We start from the raw sequence: 14,859 nt of genomic DNA, 5'->3' as shown, positions 1-14,859 counted from the left end.
GTCGGCGCGCCGCTTCCAGCGGCTCGGCCATCAGGGCCTCATAGTCCTGCCCCGGCAGCCAGGCCGCGCGGCGGCCGTTGCGCCAGGCCTGCAGCACGGCCCGCCCGCAGGGATAGCCGGTGCGCGCCCGCATGAACTGCACCGCCCCGCCGGCGGCGATCAGGCCAAAACCCGCGCTCTTGGTCTGCGGGAGCGAGAAGGCCACCACGCAGGCCTCGCCCAGAGCATCGGTCTGGTAGCCGGTCAGCACGTGCCAGATGTCGTGGACGTCGCGGATGCGGCGGGCGTACCAGGCGCGGGGATGGGCCGCCTCGATCTCGCTGTCGGCCACCTTGCGGCTCTCGTCGGCCAGGCCGTAGGCCGAGAGGTTGCGCACGTCGATGAAGGCCAGATAGGCCGCGCCGACGGTCCCGGGCGCGAAGCCCGCCAGCCAGTCGCGGTCCTGCAGCCGGTCCGACAGCTCGACCTGGGCGTAGGCCTGTTGGCCGCCCTCCGGCGTCTCCAGCAGACGCTGGTAGCCCCAGTCGATCGAACGGCCCGCCAGCGCGTTCATGATCTCGAACACCTGCCGGGTGTCTTCCTTGTCGGCCACCAGCCGGCAGAAGGCGCGAGCCGCCCGAACGGGCTGCACGCGACGGGGCGCGGTCAGGGATGGCAGCCGCTCATGCCCGGCGACGGGCTGCAACACGGGTGATGACGGCGAAGCTTGCACTTGCGGTTCCCCTTGTCCGGGCTTAAGAATTTCGTCTTATCTACATGAATGTCATTTACATCGATGTCAATTGAAAAGACCGCCACGCGTCGTCGTCGACGCCTGCCCGAGGAGGCGCGACGCGAAGCGCTGACCTCGGCGCGCGCCCTGCTGCTGTCGGGCGGGCCCGACGCGGTGACGCTGTCGGCGGTCGCCGGCGAGATCGGCGTGACCCACGCCAACCTGATCCACCACTTCGGATCGGCGGCCGGATTGCAGTCGGCGCTGATGGCCTCGATGGTCGCCGACCTGACCCAGGCCCTCGACGAGGCCGTGGCCCGCCTGCGCACCGACGAGGGCGCGCCGCTGGAACTGGTCAATGCGGTGTTCGACGCCTTTTCCACCGGCGGCGCCGGCCGTCTGGCCGCCTGGATAGCGCTGTCCGGCGACCTCTCGCACCTGGAGCCCGTGCGGGCCGCCGTGCAGAACCTGGTCGATGCGATCAGCGACAAGATGGGCGTGCAGGACGCCCAGGCCCGTCAGGGCATGGGGGCGGCGGTGCTGTTCATCGCGCTCAGCGCCTTCGGCGAGGCCCTGATCGGCCCGCCCCTGCGCGACATGCTCGACCAGCCCGACGACGCGGCCCGCCGCGTCGTGGCCAGCCTGCTGCCGCGCTTCCTGATCACCAAGCCCCCGACGGGAAGCTGACGTCGGGAAGCTGACGCCGGTTCGGCGAGGACCTCGTCGCGCCCTCGTCGCCCGCTAAACGGTCAGGCGGCTCTTACCCGCCCGGGTGCAGCCCCGGCGCTTCCTGGCCCGTGCGGGTGACGTATTCCGTATAGCCGCCGCCGTACTGGTGAACGCCCTCGGGCGTCAGTTCCAGCACGCGGTTGCTCAGGGCCGCCAGGAAGTGGCGGTCGTGCGAGACGAAGAGCATCGTGCCCTCGAAGTCGGCCAGGGCCGCGACCAGCATCTCCTTGGTCGCCATGTCCAAGTGGTTGGTCGGCTCGTCCAGCACCAGCAGGTTCGGCGGATCGAACAGCATCTTGGCCATGACCAGGCGCGCCTTCTCGCCGCCCGACAGCACGCGGCAGGGCTTTTCGACGTCGTCGCCCGAGAAGCCGAAGCATCCCGCCAGGGTGCGCAAGGCGCCCTGCCCGGCCTGTGGGAACGAGCGCTCCAGCGACTCGAAGATCGTCTCTTCGCCGTCCAGCAGGTCCATGGAGTGCTGGGCGAAATAGCCCATCTTGACGCTGGCGCCGATATTGACCGCGCCTTGGTCGGGCTTGGCGTCGCCGGCCACCAGCTTCAGCAGCGTCGATTTGCCGGCCCCGTTGGCGCCCAGCACGCACCAGCGCTCCTTGCGGCGCACCAGGAAATCCAGGGCTTCGTAGATCGGCTTGTCGCCATAGCCCTTGTGGACGTTGCGCAGGCTGATCACGTCCTCGCCCGAGCGCGGCGGGCTCTGGAACTCGAACTGCACCGCCTGGCGACGGCGCGGGGCTTCCACGCGTTCGATCTTGTCGAGCTTCTTGACCCGGCTCTGCACCTGGGCGGCGTGCGAGGCGCGCGCCTTGAACTTCTCGATGAACTTGATTTCTTTGGCCAGCATGGCCTGCTGGCGCTCGTACTGCGCCTGGCGCTGAGCCTCGCCCAGCGCGCGCTGCTGGTCGTAGAAGTCCAGATCGCCCGAATAGGTGATCAATTGGCCGCCGTCGATCTCGACCACCTTGCCGATGATGCGGTTCATGAAGGCGCGGTCGTGCGAGGTCATCAGCAGCGCGCCGTCGTAGTTCTTCAGGAACGCTTCGAGCCAGATCAGGCTTTCCAGGTCCAGGTGGTTGGAGGGCTCGTCCAGCAGCATGCCGTCGGGCCGCATCAGCAGGATGCGGGCCAGCGCCACGCGCATCTTCCAGCCGCCCGACAGCATGCCGACGTCGCCGTCCATGCGCTCCTGGCTGAAGCTCAGGCCCGCCAGCACCTCGCGCGCCCGCGCCTCCAGCGCATAGCCGTCCAGCTCCTGGAAGCGCTCCAGCACCTCGCCGTAGCGCTCCATGACGGCGTCCAGCTGGTCGGCCTGGTCCGGATCGACCATGGACGCCTCGAGCGCGGCCATTTCGGCGGCCAGCGCGCTGACGGGACCGACGCCGTCCATCACCGCGGCGACCGCGCTCTGGCCCGACATCTCGCCGACATCCTGGCTGAAATAGCCGATCCGCATGCCGGGATCGATCGCGACCAGCCCGTCGTCGGGCTGCTCCTGGCCGGTGATCATGCGGAACAGCGTCGTCTTGCCGGCGCCGTTGGGGCCGACGAGCCCGGCCTTTTCACCCTTCTGGATGCCCATCGAGGCTTCGATGAACAGGATCTGGTGGCCGTTCTGCTTGGAGATGTTGTCGAGGCGGATCATGGGGCGGTCTGCTAGCTCGGGTCGCGCGAGAACGCCAGCCCCAGAGCCATATCAATTCCAGGCGCGATGATCGGCCGCCGGCCGCATGGATAGCGCTGTCCGGAGACTTCTCGCACTTCGAGCCCGTGCGGGCGGCCGTGCCCCCGCCGCCGGGCGGGGGCTCGTATCACCGTCGGTTCCTAGGCGGGGACCGACGCGCCGGTCGTCGGATAGTCGGTGTAGCCGCGGGCGTCGCCGCCGAAATAGGTCATGCGGTCGGCCGTGTTGAGCGGCGCGCCGGACCTCAAACGGTCGACGAAGTCGGGATTGGCCAGCACCATCTGGCCATAGGCTTCCAGGTCGGCGAGGCCCGACGTGACGTCACTCCCGATCTCTTCGCGCGGACGGCCCGGCCGGTTCAGGATCAGCGTTCCACTCCAAAGCTTGCGGATATCGGCCAACAGGGCGTCGTTCCCCTGGTGCATGACGTGCACATAGGCCAGGCCCAGCTTGTCGAGCTCCGCGACCAGATGGCGATAGAGAGCGGGGCCTTCATGGCCCTCGTCGATGCCCCACATGGCCGTGCCCGGCGAAAGCCGGATGGCGGTTTTCTCTGCGCCGATCTCCTCGGCTATGACGGTCGCGACTTCGATCGCGAAGCGCGCGCGGTTCTGGATCGAGCCGCCATACTCGTCGGTGCGGGTGTTGGCGCTAGGCGCGAAGAACTGCTGCACGAGATAGGCGTTGGCGCCGTGGATCTCGACGCCGTCGGCGCCCGCCTCGATCGCCCGCCGCGCGGCGAAGCGGAAGTCGGCCACGGTCTGGCGCACCTCGTCGGCGCTCAGGGCGCGCGGCGTGGGGATGTCCTGCGGCCCGGTGGGCGTGAACATCTGCGAGCCCGGCGCGATCGCCGAAGGGGCCACGCCCTGGCGGTGATGCGGCGTGTTGTCGGGGTGCGACATGCGTCCGGCGTGCATCAGCTGGATGAACATGCGGCCGCCCTTGGCGTGCACCGCCTGGGTGACCGTCCTCCAGCCGGCGACATGGGCGTCGGTATGGATCCCTGGGGTGGTCAGGTAGCCCTGCCCGTCGTCCGACGGCTGGGTTCCTTCGCTGACGATCAGGCCGAGCCCCGCGCGCTGGGCGTAATAGGCCGCAGCCAGCTCGCCCGGCGAGCCGTCCGCCTGGGCCCGCGAGCGGGTCATCGGCGCCATGACGAGGCGGTTGGCGAGATCGATGGACCCGAGACGGACGGGGGTGAAGAGAGGGCTCATGGCCGGGCTCCTTGTTGTCGAGAGCCACAGATGGCAAAGGTACCGATCGGCACAAAGTCGTCGAAATGGAATTGATTGATCCATAAATGGAGCAATTAGGTGAGCCGTCTGGACGACATGGCGCTGTTCGTTGAGGTGATGAAAGCCCGCAGCTTCCGGGGCGCGGCCGAGAGCCTGGGCATGCCCAACTCCACCCTGTCGCGGCGGATTTCGCTGCTGGAGCAGTCGATCGGCCTGCGCTTGCTCAACCGCACCACCCGCTCCATCGAGCCGACCGAGGCGGGGCAGCTCTATTTCGAGCGGGCATCAAGGATCATCGACGAGGCGCGCATCGCCCATGAGGAACTCGGCGACATGGTGGCCCGTCCGGTCGGGACGCTGCGGGTCTCTCTGCCGGTGGATTTCGCCACGACCTGGCTGGCGCCGCTGCTGCCCGAACTGGCGCAGCTCTATCCCGGGCTCGATTTCGATCTGGATCTGACGCCGCGCAATGTGGACCTGATCGCCGAGCCGTTCGATCTGGCCATCCGTATGGCTCAACCCGAGGGCGCGGGGCTGATCGCCCGCGTGATCGGTAGGTTGACGCCGTTCCTCTACGCTTCCCCCACCTATCTCGCGGACCACGGCGAGCCTTCCCATCCCTCGGAGCTGGCCGCACGGGCCTGCCTCGCCATGCCGAGAAACGGCGTCTGGCGCCTGAACGCCGGCGATCAGAGCGTGGACGTCGCCGCATCGAGCCGTTTTCGCGCCAACAGCGTCGCCATGCTGCGCCGATTGGCCGTTCAGGACATGGGCGTCCTGTTCGCGCCCGATCGGGTCGTGGCCGAAGAGGTGGCGAACGGCCGGCTGGTCCGGATCCTCGCCGATTGGCAGGGGCCGCCCGCCTTGATCTATGCGATCACGGCGACGCGGCTGGTTCCTGCCAGGACCCAGAGGTTCATCGATTTTCTCAAGCAGAACCTGAAGGACGACGCCGAGGCGCGGAGCTAGTCGCAGGGGGAGACTGGACTTCTCGACCTACCGCCAGCTTCATGACTACGAAGCTGACGGCTTTAGTTGCGATAGGTCAACTTGAACGCCAGCACAGTGTTGTCTAGGTCAGTCTTGCCCGCTAGCGGGTCATCGCCCTTGGTGTAGGCAATCCCGAACGACGGGACCCACTTGTTCCCCCCATTCTCGAACGAGCGGGGGCCGAACTCGTAGTCGGCGCCCAGCTTCAGCAAGGTGGCGCTGCTCTGGAAGCCGTCGCGCCGGCCTACGCTGCGGCTGAGCGTTTCGGTCAGCTGGAGCTTGGCCGACAGCACGAGACGATAATTCGTCACCCGAGGCGAGGCCGCTCCAGAGAGAGACAGCTTTAAGCCCGTCACGCCCCCATCCGCCCGCGCGCCCGCCGCGTCGGCCTTGGCGTCCAGAATCTCGTCATAGAACAGGCTCAGCACGGGCGTGAAGCTGCGTGTCCAGCGCTGCCCTTTCAGTTTGGTGTGGGTACTGTCTTCATAATGGAAGGTCTTATCCCATCCGTGTCGGTAAGGCTGGACCTGAAGCTGAGCGCGCAGCGAGGTCTCGCGCTGCTCGGTGCACTCAGGCGGAAGCGGAGCGGCCGTGCAGATGGCCTTGGCGTCTGGGAAGACGGCCTTGTCAGTAATTCCCAGTGAGAATTCGTTGGCCAGATGCCAGGCCTCCAAGTCGGGCGTGGGGCCATCCCTGGCGTCGGTCCAGTAGAACTTGTAGCCGACTGAGGCACCGTAGTTCTCTACCTCTTTCTTCAGCTGGGTGTTCTTTTCCACGGCGAAGCGGACTACCAGTTTTGAGGTGGAGTTGTCGCTGAGCTGGTTCTCATACTTGCCGGCCAGATTAACCGCCCAGCTATCCTTGCCCCCGTTGTTGGAGGTGAAGGCGACCGAGGCCGGTTCGGTCCAGGCCTTGATTTCCGGCTCTTCGGCGCCGTTCAACGTAAAGCTGTCGGCTCCGCCGGCCATGGCCGAAGCCGAAACAGCGCAGGCGGTGCTGCAGGCGGTGAGAAAAAGGATCGCGCGCATCGGCCTACTTCTCTGATCCGCTTTTCGTATCGACGTCGAAGACCAGCTTCACCATATCCGCCCACTTAGTACTGGGCTTGATTTCGCCGGGAACGAGAAGCCGCTTCTTGGCAGGCCTCCTGAACCGCTTGTTGATCCAATCCGTCGCAGGGCCATCGAGATCGCCTTTGGAGATCCCGATATGCTGCATGGTCTCATCGTCCGTCGGCCGCTTGGCCGAGAGGGCGCGATCGGTCAGTACGTCGAGGCCGACGATTAATTCCTCTATCCGTTGGTCGATATTGTCCGGAGCTTCGTGCGGACCCTGATCTCTGTCCTTCGACGACATGACGCCCCCCAGCGCATGGATGTGTTGCGTATGGTGGAGCTAGATTTTCATAAAATCAACCATAAGGTGAGACGCGGGCCGCAGAGCGACTATTGCGCTCGCTTTAGAATTTCCAGCTCAGCGCCGCGCCCCAGGTCCGGGCCTTGCCGGGGAAGCGGACCACGGTGTTGGCGTTGCTGCTGACGGCGGTCCAGTAGTACTCGTCGGTCAGGTTGCGGCCCCACAGCGAGACCTCCCAGCCGGCTTCCGGCGACGAGAGGCCGAGGCTCGCGTTCAGCAAGCCATAGCTGTCGATGGCGAACAGCGGATTGCCCTCCAGGTCGGCGCTCGACTTGTCCTGCCAGCGCCCGTTCAGCGCGGCCTGGAGCTTCAGGCCGCTTTCCAGGTCGTGGTCGAACAGGGCCGTCAGGCCGCCCTGGAACTTCGGGCTGTATAGAAAGGGCCGCCCATCGAAGTTCTGGGCCTGACCGGCGGCGTTGATGCCGGTGTAGCCCTTCACTTCGGTGTGCAGCCAGGTCGCCGAGGCGAGGAAAGTCAAAGACCGCGTGGCCCGCCAGGTGATGTCGCCGTCCAGGCCCCTGGCCTCGCCTTCCGGCACGTTGGCCAGGCGCGACAGGGCCGTATAGATCGGGTCGGCGAAATACACGCTGAGCTGCTTGTCGGTGTAGTCGTAGTAGAAGACGCCGAGGTTGGCCTGGACGCGGCGGTCGAACAGGGCGGCCTTCACGCCCAGTTCGTAGGCGGTCAGCAGTTCCTGCCGCGCCGGGGCGTTCTGGGTCGAGATGTTGGCGGCGTTGATCGGCGTCGCCCCGGCCTTGGCCCCGCGCGAGATCGAGCCGAACACCAAGACGTCGTCCGAGGCCTGCCAGTCCAGCGCCACGCGCCAGGCGAAGTTGTCTTCGTCCAGGGTCGACTTCACGAAGCCGAAGCTGGCCGTCGCCGGATCGAAGGTGTTGCACGACCCTTGGGTGATCGGCGCCACCAGGCCGTAGACGCCGAAGAACAGCGCCCGGTTCACGACATTGACGTTGGGCAGCATGTTGCCGTTGAAATCGCGCGAGCAGCCCACGTAATCCTGCTTGTCCTGGCTGTAGCGCAGGCCGACGGTCAGCTTCAGCCGCTCGGTCAGCTGGCGGTCGGCGTTGGCGAAGAGGCTGGCCGTGTCGGTCTCGATATTGCCGACGTCCTCGTAGGTGCGGAACGCCTGGCTCATCTGCAGCGCGGTGTACGCGCCGCTGTTGAACGGCGTCGCCAGCAGGGTCGCGCCGTAGAAGCGGATCAGGCCCACATTGGCGTTCTGGCCCAGGATCGTGCGGTTCATGTCGAGGATCTTGTCGTGCGCCACATAGACGCCGACCAGCCACGAGCCCTTCTCCGTCCGCCCCTCCAGCCGCAGTTCCTCGGCCGCGGACTCGATGTCGCCGTGCGCCTTCTGGACCAGGATCTCGTAGGGCGCGCCGCTCCAGTCGAACACCGCGTCGCGCTTGAGCTTGTTGTAGCTGGTCAGCGAGATCAGGCTGACATCGTCGGAGATATGCCAGGAAAAGCGCAGCTTGGCCGCATCGAAGCGGTCGTCTTCCTCGGCCGGGTCGCTGATGCCCAGGCCCGTGCCCACATCGGTTCCGCGCACCGACAGCGGCGCCCAGTCGGCCTGCGTCGACTTGGTCGGCTTGTTGTTGGCGACGTAGGTCACGAGGCCCGCGGCGTTGAACGGGCTGGCGGCCGTGGCCGGGGTGAAGCCGACCGCCTGGGCGGCCACGGTGTCGGACCGGTTGCGCCAGCCGGCGTAGGAGAAATCGAGGTCCACCTTCTCGCTGGGCTGGGCCGCCAGCGACAGCCGCCAGCCCTGGCGATGCACCTCGCCCAGGCGCTCGTCGCGCGAATTGCTCTTCTGCCAGCCCTCGCCGCTGTGCTCGGCGCGGAAGGCGATGCGGGCCTGCACCTTGTCGCTTAAGGGACCGCTGAAATAGCCCTCCAGATTGCGGGTCTCGTAGTTGCCGGCCTCGGCCGTCAGCCCGGCCTCGAACTGGTCGGTCGGCTTGTTGGTCACGAAATCGACCAGGCCCGCCGTGGTGTTGCGGCCGTAGAGCGTGCCCTGCGGGCCTTTCAGCACCTCGACCCGCTCCAGGTCGAACATCGGGCCGGTGTTCATGAACGGATAGGCGTAGGCGACCTCGTCGACATAGGTGCCGACGGTCGAGGTGGCCGACAGGTTGATGGTGTTGAAGCCGATGCCGCGCAGCGTATAGGTCGGCACGCCCTGGTAGCTCTGGCTGACCGTGAAGCTGGGCGCGACGGTCGACAGGTCCTTGGGGTCTGTCACCCGCAGCTGCTTCAGGGCGTCGCCGCTGAAGGCCTGGATCGGCATGCCGATGTCGTTGGCCGCCTCCTCGCGGCGCTGGGCCGTGACCACGACGGTCTCGATCGCGAAACTGTCCTTATCGTCCTGGGCTGGCTTGGCCCCTTGCGCCCAGACCGGCGCCGCCATCGTCAGAGCCACCGCGGACACCCCTAGCGTCAGCGCGACACGAAGTCCTCGCATGCGAAACCTCCCTCCGGCCGCGCCTTCATTGGACGCTGGCTCTATCGGAGCGTGCGGTGGGCGGGGGACTCTAACAAGCTATCGGAACTGATAGGGTCACAGCCCCAGCACCAGCCGGGCGATGATGTCGCGCTGGATCTCGTTGGAGCCGCCATAGATCGAGGCGGCGCGGTTGTTGAGATAGCGGGCCGTGGTCGTAAGCCCCGTCTCGGGTCCCACGAAGGCCTCGTTCGAGCCAGCCTCGCGCGCCTTCGGCTGATGCACGGCCGCGTAGCCGCCCAGGGCGTCCAGCGCCAGTTCGTCCTGCCGCTGCAAGGCTTCCGAGCCCTGCGCCTTCAGGATCGACGAGGCCGGTCCGGGATTGGCCCCGCTGGCGAAGGCGCTCAGCACCCGCCGCTCGGTGACGTCGATGGCCAGCGCCGCGATCTGCGCCTCGGCCAGCCGTCGCCGGTGATCGGGATCCTCGGGTTCGACCTGCCCGCGCAGCCGCTCCAGTCCGGCCTCCAGCCCGGCCGCATAGCCCCCGCCGCGCTCGAATTCCAGCAGGTGCTTGGCCACCGTCCAGCCCTGGTCCTCCTCGCCCAGCCGGTCGGCCCTAGGCGTGCGGACGTCGTCGAACAACACCTGGTTGACCTCGTGCTCGCCGGCCATGGTGATGATCGGATCGACGCGGATCCCCGGCCGGTCCATCTCGACCAGCAGGAAGGTGATGCCCGCCTGCGGCTTGCCCTCCGTCGAGGTGCGCACCAGACAGAACATGTGCGTGGCCCAGTGGGCGTGGGTGGTCCAGATCTTCGAGCCGTTCAGCACGTAGTCGTCGCCGTCGGCCACGGCCTTCATCTGCAGCGAGGCCAGGTCCGACCCCGCCCCCGGCTCCGAATAGCCCTGGCACCAGTAGTCCTCGCCCGACAGGATGCGCGGCAGGTAACGGGCCTTCTGCTCGTCGGTCCCGAACCGCATGATCGCCGGCGCCACCATCCGCAGGCCCATCGGCGCCAGGCCCGGCGCCCCGGCCCGGGCGCATTCGGCGAAGAAGACGTGGCGCTGGATCTCGCTCCAGCCCGGCCCGCCATGCTCCACCGGCCAGGTCGGCGCGGCCCAGCCCTGGGCGGCCAGGATCCGTTGCCAGGCCAGGCTGTGGGCCTTGTCGCAGAACACGCTGGTCATCCGCCGCCCGGCCTCGCGCAGTTGCGGCGTCAGGTTGGCGTCGATGAAGGCGCGCACCGCGTCGCGGAAGGCCAGGTCCTCAGCCGACAGTTCCAGGTCCACGCGCTCACTCCCATCCCACGCCCTCGGGGAAACTTGCGAAAGCCTGGCCCGGGTGCGCAAGCTATCGGAACCGATAGGGAAAGAACGCCCGCATGACGGCGACCACGGTCCAGACCTTGGGGGGAAGCGACGAACGCCTGGCGCGGGTCCTGGACCTGGCGGTGCGCGTCCGCGACCTGGGGGCCGAGATCGGCCTGCCCTACATCGCCGCCAGCGCCGACATCTCGAGCCCAGAGCCGATGCTCGGCCCGGACGGGCTGCCCCTGGCCGAGACCACCTTCGAATGGCTGGACGCGGGGCTGCGCTACTGGCGCGACCGCTCGTTCGCCCTGCGGGCCCCGTTCATCCTGGCCGCCCGCTACGCCGCCGACCCGTTCTTCTATCACGAGGGCCGTTTTTCCAGCTGGCGGCCCCTGCCCCGGCTGGAAGCCATCGCCGTGCGCGAGGCGGCCGAGGACTTCGGCGTCGCCGCCGCCATCATCGCGCCCGCCTACCTGACCGGCGGGGTGATCGGGGCCGTGGTCTGGGCCTCGGCCAAGCCCGTGCCCGACCTGCCGGCGCTCTACGAGGCCCGCGCCGACCAGCTGCACGGCGCTGCCCTGCGCCTGGTCTCGGCCTACCGCGACGGCGTCGGCGACGACGCGCCCCTGGCCCGCCTGACCAAGCGCGAGATCCAGTGCCTGAAGTGGGCCGCGGCCGGCAAGACCGACGCCGACATTGGCCAGATCATCGGCATCTCCGGACCCACCGTCCGCTTCCACGTCCAGAACGCGGCCCTGAAGCTGCGGGTCGCCGGCCGCGCCCAGGCCATCCATCGCGCCACGGGCCTGGGCTACCTGGGCTCGGCCGCATAACGCCGTCGCGCGGAAACGCCCGCTCCGACACGTTTTGTCACGAACGCGATGCAAAGCCGCAAGGCGCTCTCTCCACTCTGACACACGTTCAGAGGCGCCTGTCGAACGAGGGATCGGTCGGCGCCGTTCGGGAGAAGACCATGAACAAGACCCGTCATCGCCTGCTGGCGCTTACCGTGATCAGCGGCTTCGCGATCGCCGGCGCCGCAGCCGCGGAAACGGTGAAACTGCCCGCCAAGCAGACGGCGCTCGGCGTCGAGCACTTCCACGCCAAGGCCCAGGTGCTGGATGATCCGCTCGACATCGAGACCGTCGTCAGCACCGAGCGCGGCTTCCAGACCGGCAAGGGCGTGTTCCGCTCGCCCGCCAACGACAACCACCTGCGCGCCGTCGTCGACAAGCGCACGGGCTCGACCCGCTTCGAGGTGCGCCAGACCCTGACCTACCAGGGCTCGATGCGCGGCTATGGCGAAGGGGCCGTGGCCTACCAGACCAGCGCCTTCCCGGTGCAGGCCCAGGTGACCAAGATCCGCGACAACGCCGGCCAGTGCTTCCTGTTCGAGGCGCCCGAGCTCTGCCGCGAGGAGTTGGCCTTCACCGTCAGCGAGACCGAGCTGCGCAAGCTCGCCGTCGCGCCGTCGGCCTGGGGCTTCAAGTTCAAGTCCGACAAGGGCTACGAGCACCGCACGGCCATCACCCCGGCCGAGATCGCCGGCCTGCTGAAGGCCGTCGACGGCTACCGCGCCACCCTGCCCGCCCTTCAGGCGAAAGCCGACACCGCCGCTGGCGGCTGAGTTCAGTATCCGGAGTTTCCAAGTCCTATGAAAGTCGTTGCGTTCCTCGGCCTGGCCGCGTGCCTGGCCGCCTCGCCCGCCGTCGCCGGTCCCGCCGGCCACGGCCTCACCCACACCGAAGCCGTCGCCAGGCAGAACCTCGCCAAGCGTACGGTGAAGATCGAGACCGCCGGGACCTGCGCCCAATCGGCCGCCGGCCTCGTCGCCAGCCGCCAGGGCGTGGCCGCGGCCAAGGCCAAGCAAGGCCTGGTCCACGTGGTGTTCAACAGCGCCGCCGACGCCGCCGCCCACGAAGGCGCGGTGCGGACCGCTGTCTCCGAAGCCTGCCGCGCGGCGTAAGCCAGCGGTCCAAAGACGGCCGCCCCGGCGGCCTGCCCTCGCGCGAGTTCCTCTTCCCCCGAAGTGCGCGCGAGGGCGCCTTACTTTTCAGCGAGCGACGAAAGTCGGCCGACCCCTGGTGGAAACCGGCGAAGAAACGCCCCTTTCGGCCTTGTTCACGGCGCCGTCGTTCCTAGATAGCCCGGACGCATGGAATCCTCAGGCCACGGAATGATCGCCCTGCAGCGCGAGATCGCTGCCGCCCCCGTCGCTCCGGTCGTCCTGATCGTCGAGGACGATCCGGCCCTGCGCACCCTGCTGATGCGCCTGCTGCGCGAGGAGGGCTTCCAGCCGCTCAGCGCCGCCCACGGGGCCGAGATGGCCCGGGTGCTGGAGACCAACAGCGTCGACATCATCCTGCTCGACGTCATGCTGCCCGGCAGCAACGGCTTCGACCTGTGCCGCAGCGTGCGCCGCGAAAGCGACGTGCCGATCGTCATGCTCAGCGCCCGCGACGACGAGACCGACCGCCTGATCGGCCTTGAGCTCGGCGCCGACGACTATATCGGCAAGCCCTTCAGCCAGAAGGAGCTGATCGCCCGCATCCGCGCCATCCTGCGCCGCGCCCAGGGCGCCACCCAGTCCAGCCAGCCGCGCGGCCACCAGCAGATGGTCTTCGCCGGCTGGCAGCTCGATCCCGGCCGGCGCGAACTCTTGTCGCCCGACGGCGCCTTCGTCGATCTGTCGGGGGCCGAGTTCGACCTGCTGCTGGCCTTCCTGTCCTCGCCCCAGCGGGTGATCGGCCGCGAGCGCCTTCTGGAGATGTCGCGCGCCCGCATCTCCGACGCCTCCGACCGCAGCATAGACGTTCTGGTCAGCCGTCTGCGCCGGAAACTGGCGGTCAGCGGCCAGGCCGAGGCCCTGCTGCGCACGGTGCGCGGCGTCGGCTACATCTTCACCGCCGCGGTGGAGCGTCGATGAAGCCTTTGCGGCTGTGGCCGCAGCGTCTGGTTGGCCAGGTCACCCTGGTCCTGATGCTGGCCGTGGCCCTGGAGTTCGTCGGCAGCTCGATCCTGTTCGAGAACAGCCGCCTCTATCCCAATCGCGACAACCAGGTCCGGCGCGCCGCCGAGCAGCTGGTCACCGCCGAAGCCATCCTCGAGACCCGTCCCGAGCACGAGCGGGCCGCCCGCGCCGCTGGGCTGTCGGCCCGGCCCAACGAGATCGGCTGGACCGCCCTGCCGACCCTGGTCGATCGCGAGCGCGCCGCCGAGCGCAAGCTGAAGGACCAGTTCCGCGACGCCGAGCCCAGCCTCGTGCGGCGCGAACTGCGGATGAACACCGAGACCGACCACGCCCTGCCCCGCGACACCCACCTGAAGGTGGCGCTGAAGATGCGCGACGGCTCGTGGGTGTGGATGAAGACCAAGATCCGCGCCGCCCCCTGGGCCGTGGTGCTCAGCAGCTTCGGCTCGGCCTTCATTCTGGGTCTCGGCGTCATCGCCGCCGCCGCCCTGGTGCTGCGTAACCTCAGCCGCCCCCTGCGCGCCCTGGCCGAGGCCGCCGACAAGGTCGGCCAGGGCGAGCGCATGCGCGTGGCCGAGACCGGGGCCGGCGACCTGAAGCTGGTCGCCAAGGCCTTCAACGCCATGCAGGACCGTATCGCCGGCCTGCTGCAGACCCGCACCGAGGCCCTGGCCGCCGTCGGCCACGACCTGCGCACGCCCCTGGCCCGCCTCAGCCTGCGCGCCGGCTTCGTCCAGGACGCCGTCGCCCGCGAGGCCCTGGAGGCCGACGTCGCCGAGATGACGGCCATGCTCGACTCGCTGCTGGCCTATCTCGGCGGCCAGGAGGATCCCGAGCCGCCGCGCCGCACCGACATCGCCGCCATCGCCATGACCCTGGTCGACGACGCCACCGACTCCGAGCGCGAGGCGGCCTATGACGGCCCCGAGCACCTGCCGGTCCACGCCCGCCCGCTTTCCCTGAAACGCGCGATCAGCAACCTCGTCGAGAACGCCCTGCACTATGGCGGCGAGGCCCGGCTGAGCCTCGTCCGCGACGGCCGGCTGGTGATCCTGACGATCGAGGACAGCGGCCCCGGCATCCCCGAGGAAGAACTCGCCCACGTCCTCGAACCCTTCCACCGCCTCGACAGCGCCCGCGCCCGCAACACGGCCGGCCTGGGCCTTGGCCTGACCATCGTCCAGCAGATCCTCAAGCGCGAAGGCGGCGAACTGTTGCTGAAGAACCGCCCCGAGGGCGGGCTGCGGGCCGAGGTGCGGCTGCCGGCGCTTTAGGAAACCTCTCCCATAGGGAGAGGGAGGGGCCCACGCGAAGCGTGGGAGGGTGAGGGGTTAC

General features: G+C 68.3%; 14 protein-coding genes. 7 read left to right on the top strand and 7 right to left on the bottom strand.

The features are described from left to right. On the bottom strand, window positions 1-631 hold a 631-nt coding region (locus DMC18_RS18665), incomplete at its 3' end, for a Coq4 family protein (protein WP_233248219.1). 144 nt (window positions 632-775) lie between these two features. On the opposite strand from DMC18_RS18665, the gene DMC18_RS18660 reads away from it, so the two are divergent. Continuing rightward, a complete protein-coding gene (locus DMC18_RS18660) occupies window positions 776-1,399 on the top strand; it encodes a TetR/AcrR family transcriptional regulator (RefSeq protein WP_110121411.1) in 624 nt (207 codons plus the stop codon). Window positions 1,400-1,472: 73 nt separating this feature from the next. Here DMC18_RS18660 and DMC18_RS18655 read toward each other — a convergent pair whose 3' ends face one another. Further along, window positions 1,473-3,101 carry an ABC-F family ATP-binding cassette domain-containing protein gene (locus tag DMC18_RS18655; RefSeq protein WP_110121412.1) on the bottom strand — a complete coding sequence of 543 codons (1,629 nt, stop codon included), beginning with the start codon at window positions 3,099-3,101 and terminating at the stop codon, window positions 1,473-1,475. Between the two features lie 179 nt (window positions 3,102-3,280). Next, window positions 3,281-4,354: an alkene reductase gene (locus DMC18_RS18650; RefSeq protein ID WP_110121413.1), complete on the bottom strand. Its 1,074-nt coding sequence runs from the start codon at window positions 4,352-4,354 to the stop codon at window positions 3,281-3,283. Between the two features lie 99 nt (window positions 4,355-4,453). Here DMC18_RS18650 and DMC18_RS18645 point away from each other — a divergent pair, with 99 nt between their 5' ends. Next, window positions 4,454-5,344, top strand: coding sequence for a LysR family transcriptional regulator (locus DMC18_RS18645; RefSeq protein WP_110121414.1), 891 nt, complete (start codon window positions 4,454-4,456; stop codon window positions 5,342-5,344). A 62-nt stretch (window positions 5,345-5,406) separates the two neighbouring features. On the opposite strand, the gene DMC18_RS18640 is transcribed toward DMC18_RS18645, so the two are convergent. From DMC18_RS18640 to DMC18_RS18625, 4 genes are all read right to left on the bottom strand, one after another. Beyond that, a complete protein-coding gene (locus DMC18_RS18640; protein ID WP_110121415.1) occupies window positions 5,407-6,393 on the bottom strand; it encodes a hypothetical protein in 987 nt (328 codons plus the stop codon). Between the two features lie 4 nt (window positions 6,394-6,397). Continuing rightward, the gene (locus DMC18_RS18635; protein WP_110121416.1) at window positions 6,398-6,721 is read right to left on the bottom strand and encodes a hypothetical protein; all 324 of its coding nucleotides are present in this window, start codon (window positions 6,719-6,721) and stop codon (window positions 6,398-6,400) included. 103 nt (window positions 6,722-6,824) lie between these two features. Next, window positions 6,825-9,221, bottom strand: a complete 2,397-nt coding sequence (locus tag DMC18_RS18630; RefSeq protein WP_233248217.1) for a TonB-dependent receptor — start codon at window positions 9,219-9,221, stop codon at window positions 6,825-6,827. A gap of 138 nt (window positions 9,222-9,359) precedes the next feature. Beyond that, window positions 9,360-10,532 (bottom strand): acyl-CoA dehydrogenase family protein, encoded by a 1,173-nt coding sequence (locus DMC18_RS18625; protein ID WP_110133193.1) that lies wholly within the window; start codon window positions 10,530-10,532, stop codon window positions 9,360-9,362. A gap of 92 nt (window positions 10,533-10,624) precedes the next feature. On the opposite strand from DMC18_RS18625, the gene DMC18_RS18620 reads away from it, so the two are divergent. The 5 genes from DMC18_RS18620 to DMC18_RS18600 all read left to right on the top strand — a co-directional run bounded on the left by DMC18_RS18620 (window position 10,625) and on the right by DMC18_RS18600 (window position 14,798). After that, entirely contained in the window at window positions 10,625-11,386 is a 762-nt protein-coding gene (locus DMC18_RS18620) for a LuxR family transcriptional regulator (RefSeq protein WP_110121419.1), read from the top strand. Between the two features lie 140 nt (window positions 11,387-11,526). Further along, on the top strand, window positions 11,527-12,180 hold the full coding sequence (locus DMC18_RS18615; RefSeq protein ID WP_110121420.1) for a hypothetical protein: 654 nt from the start codon (window positions 11,527-11,529) through the stop codon (window positions 12,178-12,180). 27 nt (window positions 12,181-12,207) lie between these two features. Next, the gene (locus tag DMC18_RS18610) at window positions 12,208-12,519 is read left to right on the top strand and encodes a hypothetical protein (RefSeq protein WP_110121421.1); all 312 of its coding nucleotides are present in this window, start codon (window positions 12,208-12,210) and stop codon (window positions 12,517-12,519) included. Window positions 12,520-12,729: 210 nt separating this feature from the next. Beyond that, window positions 12,730-13,479, top strand: coding sequence for a response regulator (locus DMC18_RS18605; protein WP_110121422.1), 750 nt, complete (start codon window positions 12,730-12,732; stop codon window positions 13,477-13,479). Further along, complete coding sequence (locus DMC18_RS18600) at window positions 13,476-14,798, top strand: ATP-binding protein (RefSeq protein ID WP_110121423.1); 1,323 nt, start codon at window positions 13,476-13,478, stop codon at window positions 14,796-14,798. Before DMC18_RS18605 ends, DMC18_RS18600 begins: the two co-directional genes overlap by 4 nt. The last annotated feature ends 61 nt before the right edge of the window (window positions 14,799-14,859 follow it).

The organism is Caulobacter sp. D5 (assembly GCF_003185805.1).
Classification (GTDB): Bacteria; Pseudomonadota; Alphaproteobacteria; order Caulobacterales; family Caulobacteraceae; genus Caulobacter.
The sequence above is the reverse complement of the archived record's forward strand: the minus strand, read 5'-3'. Positions and strand labels throughout refer to the sequence as shown.